The sequence below is a fragment of the Coleofasciculus sp. H7-1 genome (genome assembly GCF_057473865.1).
This window is the reverse complement of the sequence record NZ_JBYCCT010000015.1, coordinates 11,954-30,415: the sequence shown is the minus strand read 5'-3', so window position 1 is coordinate 30,415 and position 18,462 is coordinate 11,954. Positions and strand designations below refer to the sequence as shown.

Genomic DNA, 18,462 nt, shown 5'->3' with positions numbered 1-18,462 from the left:
CGTTTCATCCAAATGGGTCTCCCAGCCTTCAATCCATTGGGACCAGTCATTGAAGGAGCCGTCATGGCGTCGATCCCGGACCACCCCAACGACGCTGGAACCTGGACGCGCCTCGAGGGCCGCGAGGGCTGAGGACTGAGGGCTGAGGGCTGAGGGCTGAATAAATAATGGTTTCAAGCACCATTATTTAATTATGGACAAGAAGAAAGAATTGTTTCTCTGCTGGCGCAGCCTGAAGAAACTCTCGCGTCATTATTTCCATATTTCCAGCCCTGATGGCGTTAAGGGCTATACTCAGTCCGTGCTTCGCACCGCAACGCTGAACAGGATTTTTACCTCAGACCGTCAAGCGTTGCGCTAACGAGAGCAGTCATTAGCGGCTAGCACCGATCAAGTATTTGCCTTGACAAACTTCCGCATCACTTCTAAAGCTGCCGGTTGAACCTCATGCCCCATATCAAATTCCTGGTATTGTACCGATACTCCCAGCGCTGTTAAAGCGTCCCGCGCCTTCTGGGCAGCACTCAGCGGCACCACAGAATCTTGTCTCCCATGCAAAATTAATACAGGTGGATAAGTAGCATCAGGTTGTGGAGAGAGGGGATGCAAATAGCCACTCAACACCACCAAACCCGCTAAAGGCAAATTCAATCCTACATCCAGCGTCATTGCCCCGCCTTGAGAAAAGCCACACAAAATTGTGCGTGAAAGGGGGACGCCAGTTGAACTTTCGAGAGATTTGAGCCACTCAGTAAGCAAATGCTGACTTTTGACTAAATCCTGAGACTGAGATCCTCCTGGTTTCCCAAATTCGTACCACATTCGCCCCCCCGCTACATAGGGATTCGTAAAAGGGGCATCGGGCACCAAAAACTGATACTCCGGTAAATTCAAAAATGGGGCTAAGGATGCCAACTGCTGGGCATTCCCTCCAAAGCCATGCAACACGACAATCAACCCAGATGGCTGTTGATTCGCTGCCGATGGAATCGAAATAACTGAGAGAGACAGAAGCTTACTCCTAACAAATGCGACTCACCAATCAGAGATGCTGGCAAAGCTCTCATCTTTTAAGATAATATGGCGATCGCTATCCAGACTAATCGATCCCTGCTGTTGTAGCTTGCTGAGCAATCGCGTGATGGTCACGCGGGTGGTACCGATGGCACTGGCGATATGTTGATGGGTGAGGCGCGCCCCCAGACGAGTTCCACCAGCCACAGGTTGACCGATTTCCTTTTTTAACAGCAACAGCAGTCGCTGCAAGCGATCTTCTACCCGTCGCTGTCCGACAATGGCTAAAAGTGCCTCTGCTTGTCGCATCCGTCGCCCCATTTGCGGCAAAATTAGCTGAGCTAGACGTGGGGAAGCTTCTATTTCTGTGACTGAAAACCATCTTAAATAGACATCACAGAGCGCCGTTGCCTGATAGGCTTGCAGCCAGGTCATCCAAAGACCAAAAAATGTCGAAGTTCCTGCCCAACCCAGCAACACTTCTTCTCCATTCGGGCAAAGTGTACTCAGCTGCACCAAACCCCGATCGATTTGCCAAATGCCCTGTGGTACGAGGGGAATTAGGTCTCCCTTGGCATAAAAATGCAAACGACGCCCTTCATTGGGATCGTATTGGTCTATTGCTAGAACTGCTTTGGAAGTTGGGGGCATGGCTGTAATTATTTCCAGCTATGAAAAATTGGCTATGGATAGGCACTGCCACTTTAACCCCCTAAGGTAAAGGATAGGTAATCAAAAGATTACTAAAGGCTTAAAAAACGGTGATTTGCGAATACTTTTAGATTGTGCGATCGCCCCTTTTCAGGGTAAAGGCGATCTCATCCAAATTCTTCCAGACTCAGCCTGAAAATAAAGAGACTGGCTATCGATAGCCAGCCTCAGTGTAATATCCCAAAGTAAAGGATAGTCATCCAAACGATTAAGAACTCATCAGCGATCGCTCAAAAACTCATCACTAATTACCCATTAGATTTTGGTACCGCACTCCGGACAGAAGTTGTTGCTGGCGATGTTTTTCGCACCGCAACCGCTGCAATATACTAGCTCTGCGGCTTTTTCCAACTTGCGGCGTTCTGGCAAGCCAATCATTTGAGCGTTGCTCTTACCTGGAGCCACCATTGGGTAACAGTTTTCGTTCCTTTTGACTTGGGCATCCAGCAAAACTGGGCCATTGTGAGCCAGCATTTCGGCGATCGCATCTTTCAGTTCCGAGCGATCGCGGATCGACATCCCCTTAATCCCGAACGCCTTTGCTAGCAGCACAAAATCTGGCATCCCCACTTCCATATTCGAGGACGAGTAACGCTCTCCGTAGAACGCCTCCTGCCACTGACGCACCATTCCCTGCCAGCCATTATTGATAATAACGGTCTTGACATTTATGCCATATTGTGCCAGCGTCCCCAGTTCCTGTAAATTCATCTGGAAACTGGCATCGCCGCTAATACAAATCACCTCTTCGTTCGGCAGCGCTACCTTAGCACCCATCGCCGCTGGCATCCCGTACCCCATCGTGCCCAAACCAGCACTGGAAATCCACCGACGCGGCCCATTCTTGAGAAATTGCGCCGCCCACATTTGGTGCTGACCCACGTCTGTCGTGTAGTAGGCTTGAGGAGCTTGACGCCCCAGTTCTACAATCACCTCTTGCGGTGCCAAACTATCGGGATATTGAGGCACCACCAGAGGATAATCTTCTCGCCAGCGATTAATCCGCTCCAGCCATGCTTTCGTTTGATTTAGCTCAAAGGCAGCATTGGTTTCATGACATCGGCGCAGCAAGTCAATCAACACGTTCCGCACATCGCCGACAATAGGCACTTCCGGAGCGCGATTTTTTCCCACCTCTGCGGGGTCGATGTCAATATGAATAACCTTAGCGTGAGAAGCAAATTCATCCAACTTACCCGCCACGCGGTCATCAAATCTGGCTCCCACCGCAATCAGCAAGTCGCACTCGCTCACTGAAAAGTTAGCGTAGGCGGTGCCGTGCATCCCCAACATCCCAACTGAGAGGGGATGGTTCTCGTCAAAGGCACCAATGCCCATCAGCGTCGTTGTTACGGGGATTTGGAAGAGTTCTGCCAGTTCCTGAATTTCTGCATGGGCACCGGCTGTAATCGCGCCCCCGCCCACATATAGCAACGGCTGCCGTGCTTGCCCAAGTAAGGTACACGCTGCATTGATCTGACGAGGATTGCCTTTCACCGTAGGACGGTATCCCGGCAATCTTACGGTATCCGGCTCCACCGGCACATAGTCAAATTCTGCTAATGCCACATCTTTCGGCACATCAATCAACACCGGCCCCGGACGCCCCGTACTGGCGATATGGAACGCTTCTGCCACAATCCGCGCCATGTCTTTGGGATCGCGCACGACATAGGAGTGTTTCACAATTGGCAGCGTAATTCCGAAAATATCGGTTTCCTGAAACGCATCGCTGCCAATCGCGTTAAGAGGCACCTGCCCCGTGACCACGACCATTGGAATCGAGTCCATGTGCGCTGTAGCAATGCCCGTCACTAGGTTCGTTGCCCCAGGACCAGACGTGGCAAAACAGACACCCACCTTGCCGGTGGCACGAGCATAGCCATCCGCCGCGTGAGCCGCGCCTTGCTCGTGTCTTGCCAAGATGTGATGAATCCCGCCATCCGTTTCCGCCCGGTACAGTTCATCGTATATCGGCAGAATTGCACCACCCGGATAGCCAAAAATATGCTGAACACCGTGACGCTTCAGACTGTCAATCAGGGCAAATGCACCTGTTCTGCGGCTGCTCATTTGACGTATTGATTCTTTTTCCGAGACGCTTTGCGATCGCACCAGTCAACCTCTCACTAAACTTAAGTTCTTTTTTAAGGTTTCTATCTAATTCAGCATCAGAAATAGAGGGTTAATTCTTAAGTCTAATCCTGATATCAATTCCTGTCGAGGGATTAATCCACAAAAATTGGAGAGTGTTTATTTTCTCTGACTTTATTGCTCAATTCGGTCACGCCGCCGGGAAGGAGGTGTGCCAAGGATAGCGGCTAAGATCGGTCCGAGAGTCCTCCTTTCAAGCTAGATTACATCTTCCAAAACATTGCGGGTACTGAGCCACGCCCAGACCCCAACGATATTCACAATAATGCTCATACTCAAAAGAACGCCTCGCAAGCCAAATTGATCCGTAAGCGGGCCAGCGATCGCCAGCGGGGCACTCAGAGCAATATTGACGACATTATTCTGAAACCCAAAAACTTTGCCGCGCATATTTTCTGGCGTTGAGGCTTGAATCAGAGTTTGCATCGGCACGCCAACGAACGAGGCACCCAGTCCCAACAGGGCACTTAATCCTAAGCCCAGCCAGAGATGTGTAGTCAACGTAAACACACCCAATACAAAGCCCATACTCAAAAAACCCACCAGAGGCAAAGGCTTGTGGTGGAAGCGATCGCCCCAATGCCCCAAGACACCCGCACCAAACACCATACCCACCCCAGCAGCGGATAGTAAAAAGCTAAATTGACCAGGCTCATTGAGACCTATTTCCTTCGCCAGCTCAATTGCCAGTACAGTTAAAGCCGCAAACACCGAATACAGAATTGTCAGCTGCACCATCGCAGTCCGAACAAGGCGTTTTTTCCATAAATAACTGAAGCCTTCTTTGAGATCGTTCCAAGGATGAACTGCCATCGATCCTATCGGAATCGGAGTTTCTTTAATTTTCACTAACTGGCTGATACCAGCAGCCAACAGGTACAAAAGCGCCACCAAAATTTCTTGACCATACTTTCCCCCCCAAGTTCTGGCTAGACTCAACAGCGGCTCTCCCACAGAGAAACCGACAATCAGCGACCCCATCATGGTGGTTGTAAACAGCGCATTTGCCGTCATTAAATTTTCGCGCTTTACCAATAGGGGGATAGCCGCCTGCTCTGCTGGTGCAAAAAATTGCGTGACAGTAGAGATCAAAAACGTAATTACTAACAAAATTAAAAACTGCTTTGGCAATATGGGAATCAATAGCATCAATAAACCGCGAATCCAATCAGAAGCCACCATAATTTGCTTCTTCGGAAAGCGATCTACAAAAATACCCGCAGCTGAGCCAAAGAAGATTGCGGGAAGCGTGAAAGCTACCATGATGGCGGAACGCATAGAATTTGCCCCCATCAGCGACGTCTGATAGTTTTCCAGCAACGCAATCAACAAAATGAAGAAGACCTTGTCTGCTACCTGAGACACGATCTGCCCTATCCACAGGATGAGAAAAGGTCGATTCTTCATCAGAGCGCGAAAGCCGCTACCAGAAGCGGGAGGTTCATCTGGAAACATAAGAAGTGTTCAGGAGCCTCTTGAGTACAACCCTAGTGTGCGCTGGCGAGAGTCACTTGTGCCAGTCGAGTAGCCACTTTTTGTCAAAGTTTTTAAAAGCCATCTCTGCCATAATAGCTATTCCACTCTATATGTTAACCAGCATCCAGCATTGGAAAGATCGCCAAACACATGACTTTTCCCCCCATCTGTAGCGGTTGGAAACCCTGTGTAGCTGTTGTTTTTACCTTCTGTATAAACTGCAATACTTGGCAGAAAATTGTCAATTAAATTACCAAATCATTCACTTGACAAATTTCATGCTATTTTACCCAATGGCGAATGTCTGAAGACCGATCCTGTGCTAAGTTAATCACTGGGAATTTAATTCGGCTGAGTGAGTTGGTTGTCTATGTTGACAGACATCTCGCCGAATCGAAGTCTCTACACCATCTGCATAAAGCGAGATACTTCCATGTCTATCTATGTAGGCAACCTATCCTACGACGTCACCCAAGAAGACCTTAGCCAAGTTTTTGCCGAATACGGAACTGTTAAGCGGGTTCAGCTACCCACTGACCGCGAGACAGGTCGCCCGCGTGGCTTTGGTTTTGTGGAAATGGAAACTGAAGCTGAAGAAACGGCTGCCATTGAAGCTCTAGATGGAGCGGAGTGGATGGGTCGGGATTTAAAAGTTAACAAAGCCAAACCCCGTGAAGATACAAGACCATCTGGCGGCGGCGGCGGTAATCGCAGACCCAGTAGTGGTGGCTTCTCTCGACGCTACTAAGTTTTAAGACAAAAACATTAACAAGCCTAGTCTCCAGCAGATTGACACTTCCACTGCTTAACGCTGTTTTTCTTTTTTATATATAGAATGAGCGTTCTAGCAGTGGATTTTTATTTAAAAGTGCCGACGTTTCTAAAATACTTAATTGTTAGCCCGTCCTGGCATTTTTGTTGACACAGGTAGTAAGTAGTGCTGATTTAATAATATTTTGACGGTTTGTAGAAGCTTTTCGGTCGGAAAGTCCCTACTCCTTCAATTAACATTGACAGCATAGGGGGTGAAAGCCAATTGAATCGACTACCCCAAACACCAAAACCTACTAAGTAGATGGATCTAATATTTGTAGGATGGGTAGAGCATAAGCGTAGGCGCGTTCATGCCGTAAGGCTTTAGCCTTCAAGGGAGAGTAACCCATCAAACCCATTTCAGTGTTGGGTAACGTTACCTCAACCATTCCCTACCTCATATGTTTAGTTTAATTATGTCTACCTACTTAAGTAAGTGGGATTAATTATTTCAGGACTTACGCAACAGCACCACATCTGAGGGCAACCACAGGGGGATTGCCCCTACAAAATGCTATATGTATAAGCTTTGCGTAAGTCCTGATTTGTAGGATGGGTAGAGCATAAGCGAAACCAATGCAGGTGTTGGGATTTCCTCCGTCAAGCCAACCTACAAATATCTTCAATTTAATTGCATTCGCTTACTTACCAGTCGTTAATTAAGTCAGTCAGAACGGGGTGGTAACTCGGAGGGCGAGAGCGAACCAGGCTCGCTGGGTGTGGGTGAACCGGCGGCGGGGGTGGCAGGGGTACCGGCGGCGGGAGTGGCAGGAGTACCGGCGGCAGGAGTACTAACAGCAGGGGTACCAGCGCCAGAAGCCTCTGGGGAACCAGTATTAGAGGTCGCGGCGGGTGCCCCAGAGGCTCCGGGAGGGGGAGCTGGGGGTAGCGGCGGTGGGACGAGTGGAGCCGGGGCTAAGGCAGGTGGAGTAGGGACTAGGGCAGGTGGAGCCGGGACTAAGGCAGGTGGAGCCGGTGGGGGCGGCGGTTCAAAAGTTTCAATTGTAACTGCTCTGCTAATTTGTTCGCCAGAGGCATTGGTGACTTGCAGCGTAATCGTTTCACTACCCGGTTTTTGACTGAGAGTATAGGGGATACTGCCTTGAGCTGGAACCGTACCGGGTGCCGGAAGCAGCTCAACCTTAATATCGTTGCCGCCTTCTACTTTCCAAGATATTTTAATAATTGCACCGGGTTTTGCCTGATTGACTGGAACAATATATTTTGGTAAAGCTTCTTGATTGTTGATTTGAAAATTAACAATTCTAGAAGGTTGAGCTTTAATTTTAATCGCATCCGTCTTTTTAGAATCTGATGGTTCCGGTTGTCCTGTATTGGGAACGACCATCAATTCAAAGATGTAGTCTCCAGGTTTGCGAGCATCTGTAGGCACATTTTTGCAGATTAGCGCTGCGTCGGCGGTACAGTATTTTGCCAAACCAGTTGCAACACCTTTGCTGAAGTCAAACCGCTTCAATACACTATTCACCGCACCGTCAGGCGATCGCCCGATCAACTGCAACTCTTTGATCTGCTCTGGATTGACAACTCTCCAATTGAGGCGAATTTTATTTTCATCGCTGACTTTTTTATTGGCATTGGTGGGGTTGCCAGGAACCTCTGCATAAATAGGTTTTGTAGAGGAAAACTCGATAATCTTCGGGGGAGGCTCCGGTTCAATTTTGATCGGACTGGTCTTCAGGGTGTCCGATGCGGCATCTTTTCCCTTTTTCGAGAATACTTTCAGTTCAAAAACATAGTCACCGGCTTTGCGGGCATCTGTACGCACATTTTTGCAGATTAAAACCTGCCGAATCGCACAAAATGACTTGAGTTGCTCTGGAACACCCTGGCGGAAATCGTAAGAAATTGGTTCAACGGTAGCCGTTCCGTCAGGCGATTGCCCGGTGAGCAAGAGCGACTGTATCTGATTTGGGTGGCGAATTTGCCAACTCAGACGAATTAAGTCGCCTTCAGAGGCTTGATAGAGAGGGTCTTCAGAGCTAAATTGCAGAATTTTTGGTGGCGGCTTTGGCTTAAAGAATAGCAACCAAATCAGGAAAGCGATCGCTACCAGAATTCCTATAGAAAGCAGCAATACCAGCAGGAACTGCCACCAAGGACGGGGTTCCCAATACAGCGTCCCCTGAGGTACATCATTAATCAGCGGTAACTGCTGCGTATCTTCAACTTCAACGCCGAAGCCGATCAACCGTCCTCCCCCGTACAGAGGACGACGCCACCACTTGAGCGGTTTTACCTGAACTTCGGCGATCGCTAAAGAAAAAGGCGCTATCCGCACCAGGGAAGGCGACACCGTGTAAGAACACACATCCTCCTCATCCAAACTTTTGGCGCGCAAGATCACCTCGCGCGAGGTGTTGCCCCCATTATTTAATCTGAGTTCATACAATCCGGATAGGCGTCTCACCTTACCTACCAGGGTGCGAAATTCTACGGTCAGAAGGTAAGTCGGGAGAATTTCTAGGTAAACGACATCCAGCAGCACCAGGTCTGGATTGTTGACAGAATATAAGCGAACGGTGGGATAGTAAGTTCCTGCCAGCGCGTCCATTGGCGGGTTTAACAGTAGCAGGATTTGCCCCCTGTCTCCGGGGTTGAGGTCTAATCCCGTCGTCGTTGTCACCAGTCCCGGCGACTCTAGCCCTTCCGGATAACGCACGCTAAACCATTTCTCATCCAGATCCGGGCACATCAGCCGAAACCGATCGACTCGGTCAGAGCGGTTGTGTACGTTCACCACAACTTGCAACAGCGAACCGGGTTGGAGACGAGCTGGGACAGCAGAACTGGTGATTGGTACAAGACTAAAGGTGGGGTCGCTAACCCGAATGGCAGTCTCAATCGGCGGTAAAACCTGGAGTCGCGCTTGATGCCGGATCGGGGTATCTTCGGGGTAGTGTTGCGGCGCATCGACTACCAGCAGGTATGGGTAGGTGCCCGGTTTCGTCTCGACTGGCACCTGAAACTGAAAGATCGCCTCGCTGGTAGAGTTGGAACCTAATGCCAGCCGCTGATGGGGAGAAGCACACCACTGACGAAGAGGCTGGGATACTTCATCGACAAAAATATCAATTAAGGCACTTTGATTGCCCTTATTACTCACCGTGATGCATAGATCGAAGGTCGCTCCGGCAACGAGGGCGTAGTCTCCGGAAGGATTTAGGATAACCGCGAGGGGATTACCAGGAGCCAGCGCTTGGTGGATGGTTTGAGGCAACTGCTGACTGCCTCGTTTGGCAGCAAGACGCATCCGATAGCGTAATTCGCCTGCAACTTCCGTCTCCTGTACAAAGCCTTGATCTACCAGATCGTCCAACAGAGCGATCGCTACGTCCTCCCCTGAGCCAGTACGATCTGCCACTTCAGCCAGACTGACTTCTGATTTTTTACGCATCATCCATTGCACGATCTGTCGCTGGGAGTCTGGCAGCGTCAGGACATCAACCATTGTGAGACCACCGGCTTTTTCATCCTGTCTCCCCTGTCTCTCTAAGGAACCAGCATCGAACGGTTGTCTCGTTGTCATTGTTTCCCTCCCCAGAAATAAGGACTGAGGAGACGCGATAAATCGGCGTCTCTACGCGACTGAAAACTCAGTGAGGCGTCCTGCTCAGTTCTCAGTTTTTTTACCTCAGTTTTGTTGGTCGCACTGTAGTTGCGGTAGCCGATCGACACGTTTTAACCTCACCTCAGTATCATCACTACCACTAACTACGAAGATAGAGTTTCCGACCGTTTTGATATCTACACTATTAATATGCCAAGACTGACCAAACGAGAGATCGATTTTTCTGCCTTTTAATTGGGAATCGCGTTTACCTTCAGCAGTCAGAGGCCAAAGCATCACCCGTCCGTCATCCCCTCCACTCGCCAAGTAGCAACCATTGGCGCTCAAGGCTACCGACCGAACTGACTTGCCGCCGTGACCATCTGACCATTCATCCAAAACTTCACAAGGTCCCTGCTCGGCAAGACATTTTTGCATATTCCATAAGGTAATATACCCCTGGTTATCAGCAGTGACTAAAAGATTCGGCTTGTATTCAGCACTATCCAAGCTGACGATGTAATCTTCCTGACCTCCTTGCCGGGGATAGGATACGCGCCCCCACTTATCTTTTGCCAAATTCCAGACTACAAATTGGTTGTAGCGTCCCGCGATCGCTAAGTTTCTATCGGCTTTTCCCACCAATGCTAAAGCATTCACTACAAAATCAAATTTCTTCCCTCGCAGCGGTTGATTGGTAGAGTTAGGATTGTCGAGGTCGCGTTCTATATCCCACACCGCAACCAAACCACTCCCGTGACCGCTCAATAGATAACGCGAGTCTTTGGTGAATTCTAGAGCCAAAACCCGATCGTCTTTTTGGAAAGAGAAAGAATTTATCGGTTGCTTTTCCCCCGATACATTCCACAGCTGGATCTCCCCATTCTCTAAGCCTGCTGCAACCACATTATTGTCTACTGGTTTATACCGGATGACGCGCACGGCTTTACCCGCCTTTCCCACAACCCCAATTTCTTGATTAATCAAAGGATTCACAAAGCCTGAAGTGCGCCATCTGATTGCGGTTTGGTCATTCGAGCCACTGATCAGTTGCTCGCCTAGTCCATTAAATTGCACCGACGTGACAGAAGCTTTGTGACCCCAAAATGGGTTGCCGGGGTTTAGCCACGACAGCGACCAGAGCAGGAAAAGCAGCAATACTAATCCCGCTAACTGCATCCAGATAGGGAGAACCGGCTGGACGAGCAGTTTCAAGATTTGGGTGTCATTGCGGACATCTAAGCGATCATCCGACACAATCGCCCTAACTTCTAAAAGAAATTTTTGGACTGAACCCCACCAGCGCCGCTTCCTCGTACACACCAGCTGCAACTGAGTCGTCTCGCCTGGGTTCAGGTCTACCACTTCAGGGATGACCTGCAAATGGAATCTCCGCTGATCCTCCGCCTCGACTTCGCAACTCACTTGCTGAGTTAAATTGCTGGCATTCTCAAAATTGAGTTTGTAACTTGCGGAGTTAGACTTCCATCTAGGTAGCCAATTCCGCGATGGAGGGATTTGCTGCAAGGCTGGGGTGCAACTGAAATCCATAAATCCCGCAGCAACGATCTTGATTGATCCTGCATTCCTGGATGGGGGACCATTGTGCTGAGTACATTCAACGGTAAAAGGGTATACCTGGCTGGGGGCAAGGGTTGCAATGGGTATTTGGCATAAGAAACTTGTTTCTACCTTGCCCGCTGGTGCAACTTGCAGCCGTCGTTGGGCACTCTCGACTAGCCAAGTCGGCTCTATGCCCACAAAATGTAGCACGACATTGGTGGATAGTTGACTGGGATTGTATACCCAGACTGGTATTTCGACCAAGTCTGTCGGATGAACTACGAATTCTCGGACTGGCAGCTCAACCTGCATGGGGATGGAGCCAGTTCCCTGCTCAATGGCTATTCTGAGAAGTTGTCTTTCTTCTTCCCGCAGTTCCATCGAGAAGATGCGGACTGTGATATTCATTTTGCCAACAAACCCAGGAACGGGCGTGTCAGTAATCGCTACATAAAACTTTGTACTATCTCCAGGGGGCGTTTTGGCGCTAATTCCTGGAGATAGTTTATACCAGGAATTAGCCACACTAGAGTCAGCACCAGCTGCTAGCAGTTCTACTTGAAAAGTAGCAAATTGATTGCTTTCATTTGTAACAGTTACTTCTAAGGAAGCCGGTATCCCTCCCGGTTTGTATCTAAGTAACTGGGTGGATAATTTAGCATTGATGAGACTTTTATTTACCATCAAAAATATACCTTTTTAGCGATAGCAGTCTTATTGAATTGGTGAAAGCTACCTTTTTTTAATGAACCGCGAAAGCGCAAAGAGCGCTAAGGAAGAAAGAGAGAGAGAGAGAGAATTTCATCAACTTATTAAAATTGCTATAGTAGCTAGATAGCTAATGACCTTTATTTGCTAACTGTTACTAGCAGCGAACAAGAACACCGGAAAAAACACCGTCTAGTTTTTGTTTGGAGGATAGAAGATTTTAAAATTGTAATTTGTCAAAAATAGCTTGTTTGACAGAGGGTTTGGCGACGGTTGATGCGGGCTTATCTGCTCTTAATAATTGGGTGAGTTGCCGCCTGCGCCATGCGAAATGCAGAAGGTTAATTCCCAATTCTTGGGCGGTGCGGATAGTTTCTCGCGACAGTAAAAACTTGTCATCCAATCCCCAAGCTGCTGACAAACTGCCAACTACTAAGATAATTCCTCCGCCATAGCCGAGTTGAATGGGCTGTTGATTCAAAGTGGGTAACGCTGCAAACAAGAAAGGCTGTGTCCGCAAGGGATGATTTCGGCTCAGGCGTCTGATATCCTCTAAAGGAGTTCCGAGTTGTTGAGCGATCGCCATGATGCTCTCAATCAGGTCTATGGCATCGGTGGCAGCATCGACTAGCAGGACACCCCCTGTCTCTAAATAATTTTTTAGGGCTTCAAATTCAGGGGTCGTTAAATAGAGTGCCTGACGACCCCTGAAGTAAAGCAGATCATAGCCTAAAGCGGCAAGCGGCAAAGACTTTTCGGTACCCAAAAAGGGAACTTGTCCAATCAGATCCGCTCCCTGTAAGCTGGGGTAAAGTGCAGCAACCGAATTGAGTAAGTAAGAGAGATGGGAAAAACTACGCTCATCGGCAGGTTGCTGCTGCGTCACTTGGGCAACGCGGACAACTGCTTGGGGACGCGATCGCGCGATCGCTCGATAACGCAAATCTAAGCTATTAACCGTCGGAAAAAACACATCCCTAGGATTCTCTAATTCCTCTAACTCGGATCGCAGAAAAATTCGGCACAATTCCACTTCCATTTCACTCGGTGGAGTAGTCTTTTCATCAAGCCGGAAAGTTTCCTTTTCAAATTCACGAGACTCTTTCCGGCGCAATTTTTCCGGATCTACATAACTAATCGCCAGATAAACCATCTGAGGGTTCTCTGTTAGCGTCTCACCCGACACCCGAAATTCAATCGGTTCGGAAACAATAATTGGGTTTCCCGCCAAGTCAATCGCAATTCCCGGCTGAATTTGTACCCAACGTCCATCCCGGAATTGCGGCGCAACTTCCGCTGGTGCCGCAATCAAGCGCACGCCCAAACCGCAGACAATCCCTGGCTGGTTAAGAGACTGATAATGGATATTCTGTCGCTGTCGGTGGTACTCATGCGTCCGACGCCAGCGGTCGGCATTCATCAACAGACCATCAGTAACCTGGAGACGTTCTAAAGGATTAGTCGGTGGTGGAGGAAACATCATTGTTAATAGCTAATTGAAGGATTGTTAATGACTAATTGCTTTTTTTATTACGATTACCCACTCCCGATTACCTCTGCAATATCAAGATCGTAAGTGCAAAAAGCCGGTTTTTCTTGGTCGATGATGTGCCGCACTAATCCTTCATCGACTTGACCAAGTCGGTCAGGTCGCAGGCGTACAATGAAGTGATAGGGACGCCCACCGCCCAGCATGGAGTCTTCGCCAAGGCGCGTTTCCCCTAAAAGGAAACCTTGACCAAAGATTTCTTCAATACTAATGTGCTTATCAGCTTCTTCGGGTAGATGATCGTCGAGGGGCAAGTCTGTATAGAGATGTAGATAGAGCCGCAACCCCCGTCGCGTCCCACGCCAGCGATAAAGTTCCACCGCCTGACGAATCAGATATCGCTGCCGATTCAGACTCCACCGGGGGTCCATCGGCCATGCTACCCAGTGGGCAAGAAAGGGTAGCAGCGTCGTCGGCGCAGTCAAGGGATCTAAATAAGCCCACAGAAGATCCATCGACTGCACTGCGGGTTCAAAAGTCTCCTCAAAAATCTTCAAAAAGCGACCAATAAAGTCTACTTCCCGATAGAGACTGGGCAAAAAATCTAGGTAGAGACTGCGGGGACGTACATAGAGGTTGAAGGCTGCGGATTCGAGCAGTTGCCTGCCTGGTATGGCAAGCCCCCCAGTTCCTGCTTGCTCTGTGTAGTACACATAAAGGCGGCTATGATAATCGACGACTAGGGTTTCACCCGACTCTAAAGACTGGTTATTCTCAAAGAAATTGGCTGGGATTTGGAAATATAACACAGCATCCATCTGCTGACCTGGAGCAATTTCATGACCCTCCATGCCAATGCGACACCACTGGCTGAGGAAGTTGCCCTCAAGTTGCAGGTTAACCTGTAGGATTCGGGTTCCCAGGTTTTTTAGCTGTACCACCATTTCACTCGGTTCGCCTGGATACACAAGCAATTGATTGCTCGTCATGCCTTCGGTACTGACACTGCCACTGAGTGCCAGCGCATTGGCAGTGCTACTCGCCCCCACTGGCTGAACTGCCTCGGCAAGCTGCATGGGGGTGAGTGTCAGGTGTAAGATTTTACCGTGCGACGTGCTTTGAGTCATAGTCAGTGGTGAGTGCTGAAAATCAGGAGTGAGGGAGGAGGACTGAATGAGGAATCAGAAAGTGAAAAGCCACAGCAGTCAAAAATCTAGAATAACTGATACTACTTTCTCATTCTCTTCACCCTTGCACTCAGTCCTCAGCCCTCATCCCTGTGTCCTTTATTGAATCAGGTTGACGACATGACCAGAGCGCAGGCGAGGTCAAAAATCTAGAATAACTGATACTACTTTCTCATTCTCTTCACCCTTGCACTCAGTCCTCAGCCCTCAGCCCTCATCCCTCATCCCTGTGTCCTTTATTGAATCAGGTTGACGACATGACCGGAGCGCAGGCGAGGTCAAAAATCTAGAATAACTGATACTACTTTCTCATTCTCTTCACCCTTGCACTCAGTCCTCAGCCCTCATCCCTGTGTCCTTTATTGAATCAGGTTGACGACATGACCGGAGCGCAGGCGAGTGTTCAGCCAGGAACAGACTAACCCTAAAGGACCGGGATCGATGACCGGATTTTGAGGCAGTGTTCGTACCCAGGTTTGTTCCTGCTGACGCAACTCAAACAGCTGCACCACACCTAAATAGCGAACGCCTGGAATTTGCTGGAATAAGGTGACGATGTCTGAAGGATAAAGGGGGCGTCCGAAAGGCCAACCTTTCCCATCCATCCCGCCAGTAAGCGGGTTGAGGAAGCGGTACAGGGCTACCCGTAATTTCAGAAGAATTTCTTCTTGGGCGCGGGGGTTGTTGTACTCTGGCTCTAGTGCCACTTCAGTTTGAACGGACACTCCGATATATTCGGGTGCTTGCAGACGCACTTGCACTCCCAGCAGTCGTCGCTCATTCAGGTAAGCATGGATTTGCTCGCTCAGTTGAGGGCTGAGGGAAAATAGGTCTGGGTGAATGCCTTCCCCCCGCGCGATCGCATCCGTATTCGCCTGGGGCACCAGCATCAGTCGGACGGTTCCGGCTTCGCTACTATCGGTAGGAGTCAGACAACGGGCACGAGCCACGCCACCGCCTGCTGCCTGTAGTGCCAGTACCTCAAAATCTTCGGGGGTGACGGCGCGATCGCGGGTGCGGAGCATTGCTGGCACTCGGATGACGGCGTCTTCCAAGGATTCGGCGTCGGCACCGTTGCGGGCGGGGATATGGTTAATGACTCTGGCAACGTAGGGGACTGCTGACTTGGGGATGGTAATGGTTCCTCGTTGAACATTGCCTTTTCGACCTCCTCCCGTGCGGTAGGCGACCATGCGAATCGCGGAGCCTTTAGGCGGCACTGCACCATATTGACGCTCTAGCGATCGCACTTCTTCGGGACGGGGACTGGCATTCAGCAGGCGATCGCTCACCAGGTTCTGCATCTGCGTTCTCGCACGCAACTGCGTCTGCTGCTGGAGTTGGGCGGGTTCTCGAATCAGGGGACCAAACTGAACCATCCCAGTCCGCGAGTCAATCGTGTAGTGAAGATCCTGGGGGCCAGAATCGGCAAAGTCATTGACTTCTGTCCATATTTGAGGCAAGGCTCCAGGCGGACTCACCAGAATGTATTCATCTTCCCGCCGTGTCAAAATAGGAACGCCTTGCAATTGGAAAGTTTGACCGGGCGTACCGTCGCTTTCTCCCAAAAGTTCATTTCTAACCTGTTCGCATTGAGAAGCGAGGACAGTACCACCAATCGCCCTCGCCGACAAACTCACAATGCGCGGGGAACTACTGTAACCCGGTTGCGTAGGGTCGATGTGACTATAAACGCAGCGCAGCCAGCGACCCTGGTAGGTGAGGAAGTGGCTCACCGGCCAGCGTTGGGGCAGATGTAGCACGACATCCCCACTCTGAAGGGGATTGCTCCCAGTACGGGCGAATTCGCTGAAACTAAATCCTTTAGTGCCATCGTCGGCTTCCTGCAACAAAACTGGCTGCCAGTACGCGCCATTCCAAGCTTCCCAGCGGCGAGGAGGCGCGTCGGGATTAATGCCGGTGGATGTCGCCACTTCTCCTTTAAACTTGACTGCCAAAACATTCCCTTCGCATTCGTCCTCCGGGTCGAATACCAGATAAAAGCAATTTCCCGACTGGGGTTGCTCATCAAAAAAGGCTAATTCTCTACCCATCCACTCACCGTCAGGGCGCAAAGTCCAAAGGTTCGTGAAGCGATCGCGCAACATTTGGGGAGTATCTTCAACCGTCTGAGCCGTTAGAAAATGTCGGATACTCGGCTTGCCAATCACCAGCGGCTGGTTGGTACTGAAGACAATCGCTTGCTCAGTTTCTGTCCTGACGGTGGCAATTTCCACCCCAGATGGAATCGTATACGGTTCGGGCAAAGCAGCACTCAGATAAAAAGTCAAGTCTGTCTGAGCTGGAACTGGAGCTTGCAGGCGCACCCCTAATAACTCTAAAAAAGCAACGTAGTTGCGACGGGGAACTTGATTGAACCGCAGCAACATTTGGTCAGTCAGCCACGCAAATAGCTCAATCAGCGTGATGCCTGGATCGCTAGGGTTATAATTCGTCCACTCCGGACAATAGCGAGGAATTCGCAGAATGCACTCATCTACTAAATCTTTGAATGTCCGATCATCTAAATCGGACTTCGGTAACTTGGGTAAAAAATCAAAGTCCATTATTAATAAATAATAGGTAACTGGGAATTGGTAATTAGTAATTGGGCAAAAGTTGTAGAGATGCGATAAATCAGGTTTGAATTTTGAATTAAAGAATTCTCTTCTTACTCAAAACCCTCCTTAACCATTACTCCTCTTTGCCGTTCAGGTAAAAAGGATAGACCAAGCTAAGAGCATCATAAGTGCCCTTAGGGTGGTATTCCACAATAATATCCACCCGACCTCGGATGGGATCGGGATCGGTACGCACCAGATCGATGACAATGCGCGGCTCCCACATTTCTAGAGCTTCTTGTACGTGCAAACGCAACAGCAGAAGGGTTTGGGTATTCATGGGCGCAAAGACCATTTCCGATAAGCGCGACCCAAAATTGGGTCGATACACCCTTTCTCCAATTTCAGTCCGCAGGATAATCCGAATAGATTCTTCGATATTCCGTTCTGCGGAACTGAGTTGAAGCCCTCCCTGTACGTTCACCCGTAGTGGGAAAGACCATCCCGTACCCAAGTGGCGGCGCTGCTTATCCGATCCTTCTGGCATAAAAGTGACTCTGTGCCTAGTATCGCAGCCACTTTACTAAAGCTGAAAGTCCCAGACTATTCGCCAAAAGTCGAGTTATCCCGGCGCTGGCTTTAGCCTAGGTTCTAGGTGCGGTGCCCTTCTACCCCAAAGCGGGTTGTAGCCGAAGAAAGTCTTGGCTTTGAAGAAAGTGAAAGATTCCTCAAACTATCAGCTTTTAGATGCAATTAAATTGAAGATTTTCGTAGGGAATGGGAGCCACCCCCGTGCAGATTGTGTTTCCCGCGTTGAGAGGCGTGGCGTTTGACGTAGGAAACCCAACATCTGGATGGGTTACGCGATCGCTAACCCAATCCTAATAATAATTCCACCTCCTTAATTGCTAATTAAGGGATAACTAATACTGTGACGCCTGTGGCAATAACAGGTAAAGAAATGGGAACTGGAGGCACAGTAGGAGTCACTCCCACAGCCATTGTGCCCATATGCGCCACTGGACGTCCGCAAGCCAGGACGGTGACAGAACAAGGCATAGCGAGAACACCGCCAGCAATCGACGGGCCAGCGACAGCATCTCCCATACAAGCGATAGGTCGCCCCATAACTAGCACGGTTGGTGCCCCAGGTCCAATAATGGGACTACCACTAGCGACATCGCCTAGTACGGCTACTGGTAACATTGACTTCCT

General features: G+C 49.5%; 14 protein-coding genes. 2 read left to right on the top strand and 12 right to left on the bottom strand.

Translation table 11 applies throughout. From position 1 onward, the window contains the following. Window positions 1-193 precede the first annotated feature (193 nt). A complete protein-coding gene (locus tag AC2VDX_RS04630; RefSeq protein WP_378176890.1) occupies window positions 194-361 on the top strand; it encodes a hypothetical protein in 168 nt (55 codons plus the stop codon). A gap of 29 nt (window positions 362-390) precedes the next feature. On the opposite strand, the gene AC2VDX_RS04625 is transcribed toward AC2VDX_RS04630, so the two are convergent. The 4 genes from AC2VDX_RS04625 to AC2VDX_RS04610 all read right to left on the bottom strand — a co-directional run bounded on the left by AC2VDX_RS04625 (window position 391) and on the right by AC2VDX_RS04610 (window position 5,334). Continuing rightward, complete coding sequence (locus AC2VDX_RS04625) at window positions 391-1,011, bottom strand: alpha/beta hydrolase (protein ID WP_378177201.1); 621 nt, start codon at window positions 1,009-1,011, stop codon at window positions 391-393. A gap of 24 nt (window positions 1,012-1,035) precedes the next feature. Beyond that, a complete protein-coding gene (locus AC2VDX_RS04620) occupies window positions 1,036-1,665 on the bottom strand; it encodes a Crp/Fnr family transcriptional regulator (RefSeq protein WP_378176892.1) in 630 nt (209 codons plus the stop codon). A gap of 315 nt (window positions 1,666-1,980) precedes the next feature. After that, window positions 1,981-3,840, bottom strand: coding sequence for a biosynthetic-type acetolactate synthase large subunit (ilvB, locus tag AC2VDX_RS04615; protein WP_378176894.1), 1,860 nt, complete (start codon window positions 3,838-3,840; stop codon window positions 1,981-1,983). Window positions 3,841-4,077: 237 nt separating this feature from the next. Continuing rightward, window positions 4,078-5,334, bottom strand: a complete 1,257-nt coding sequence (locus AC2VDX_RS04610) for an MFS transporter (protein WP_378176896.1) — start codon at window positions 5,332-5,334, stop codon at window positions 4,078-4,080. 454 nt (window positions 5,335-5,788) lie between these two features. On the opposite strand from AC2VDX_RS04610, the gene AC2VDX_RS04605 reads away from it, so the two are divergent. Continuing rightward, entirely contained in the window at window positions 5,789-6,103 is a 315-nt protein-coding gene (locus AC2VDX_RS04605; protein ID WP_378177204.1) for an RNA-binding regulator, read from the top strand. 319 nt (window positions 6,104-6,422) lie between these two features. On the opposite strand, the gene AC2VDX_RS04600 is transcribed toward AC2VDX_RS04605, so the two are convergent. The 8 genes from AC2VDX_RS04600 to AC2VDX_RS04565 all read right to left on the bottom strand — a co-directional run bounded on the left by AC2VDX_RS04600 (window position 6,423) and on the right by AC2VDX_RS04565 (window position 18,453). Beyond that, a complete protein-coding gene (locus AC2VDX_RS04600; RefSeq protein ID WP_378176898.1) occupies window positions 6,423-6,557 on the bottom strand; it encodes a hypothetical protein in 135 nt (44 codons plus the stop codon). A 275-nt stretch (window positions 6,558-6,832) separates the two neighbouring features. Continuing rightward, window positions 6,833-9,718: a COG1470 family protein gene (locus tag AC2VDX_RS04595; RefSeq protein WP_378176900.1), complete on the bottom strand. Its 2,886-nt coding sequence runs from the start codon at window positions 9,716-9,718 to the stop codon at window positions 6,833-6,835. A gap of 105 nt (window positions 9,719-9,823) precedes the next feature. Continuing rightward, window positions 9,824-11,986 (bottom strand): hypothetical protein, encoded by a 2,163-nt coding sequence (locus AC2VDX_RS04590; RefSeq protein ID WP_378176902.1) that lies wholly within the window; start codon window positions 11,984-11,986, stop codon window positions 9,824-9,826. 244 nt (window positions 11,987-12,230) lie between these two features. Continuing rightward, window positions 12,231-13,493, bottom strand: coding sequence for a DUF4159 domain-containing protein (locus AC2VDX_RS04585; RefSeq protein WP_378176904.1), 1,263 nt, complete (start codon window positions 13,491-13,493; stop codon window positions 12,231-12,233). 53 nt (window positions 13,494-13,546) lie between these two features. After that, window positions 13,547-14,626, bottom strand: coding sequence for a phage tail protein (locus AC2VDX_RS04580; RefSeq protein WP_378176906.1), 1,080 nt, complete (start codon window positions 14,624-14,626; stop codon window positions 13,547-13,549). Between the two features lie 419 nt (window positions 14,627-15,045). Then, window positions 15,046-17,253, bottom strand: coding sequence for a putative baseplate assembly protein (locus AC2VDX_RS04575; RefSeq protein WP_378176908.1), 2,208 nt, complete (start codon window positions 17,251-17,253; stop codon window positions 15,046-15,048). A gap of 127 nt (window positions 17,254-17,380) precedes the next feature. After that, window positions 17,381-17,794: a GPW/gp25 family protein gene (locus AC2VDX_RS04570; protein ID WP_378176910.1), complete on the bottom strand. Its 414-nt coding sequence runs from the start codon at window positions 17,792-17,794 to the stop codon at window positions 17,381-17,383. 365 nt (window positions 17,795-18,159) lie between these two features. After that, window positions 18,160-18,453 carry a PAAR domain-containing protein gene (locus AC2VDX_RS04565; RefSeq protein WP_378176913.1) on the bottom strand — a complete coding sequence of 98 codons (294 nt, stop codon included), beginning with the start codon at window positions 18,451-18,453 and terminating at the stop codon, window positions 18,160-18,162. Between the last annotated feature and the right edge of the window lie 9 nt (window positions 18,454-18,462).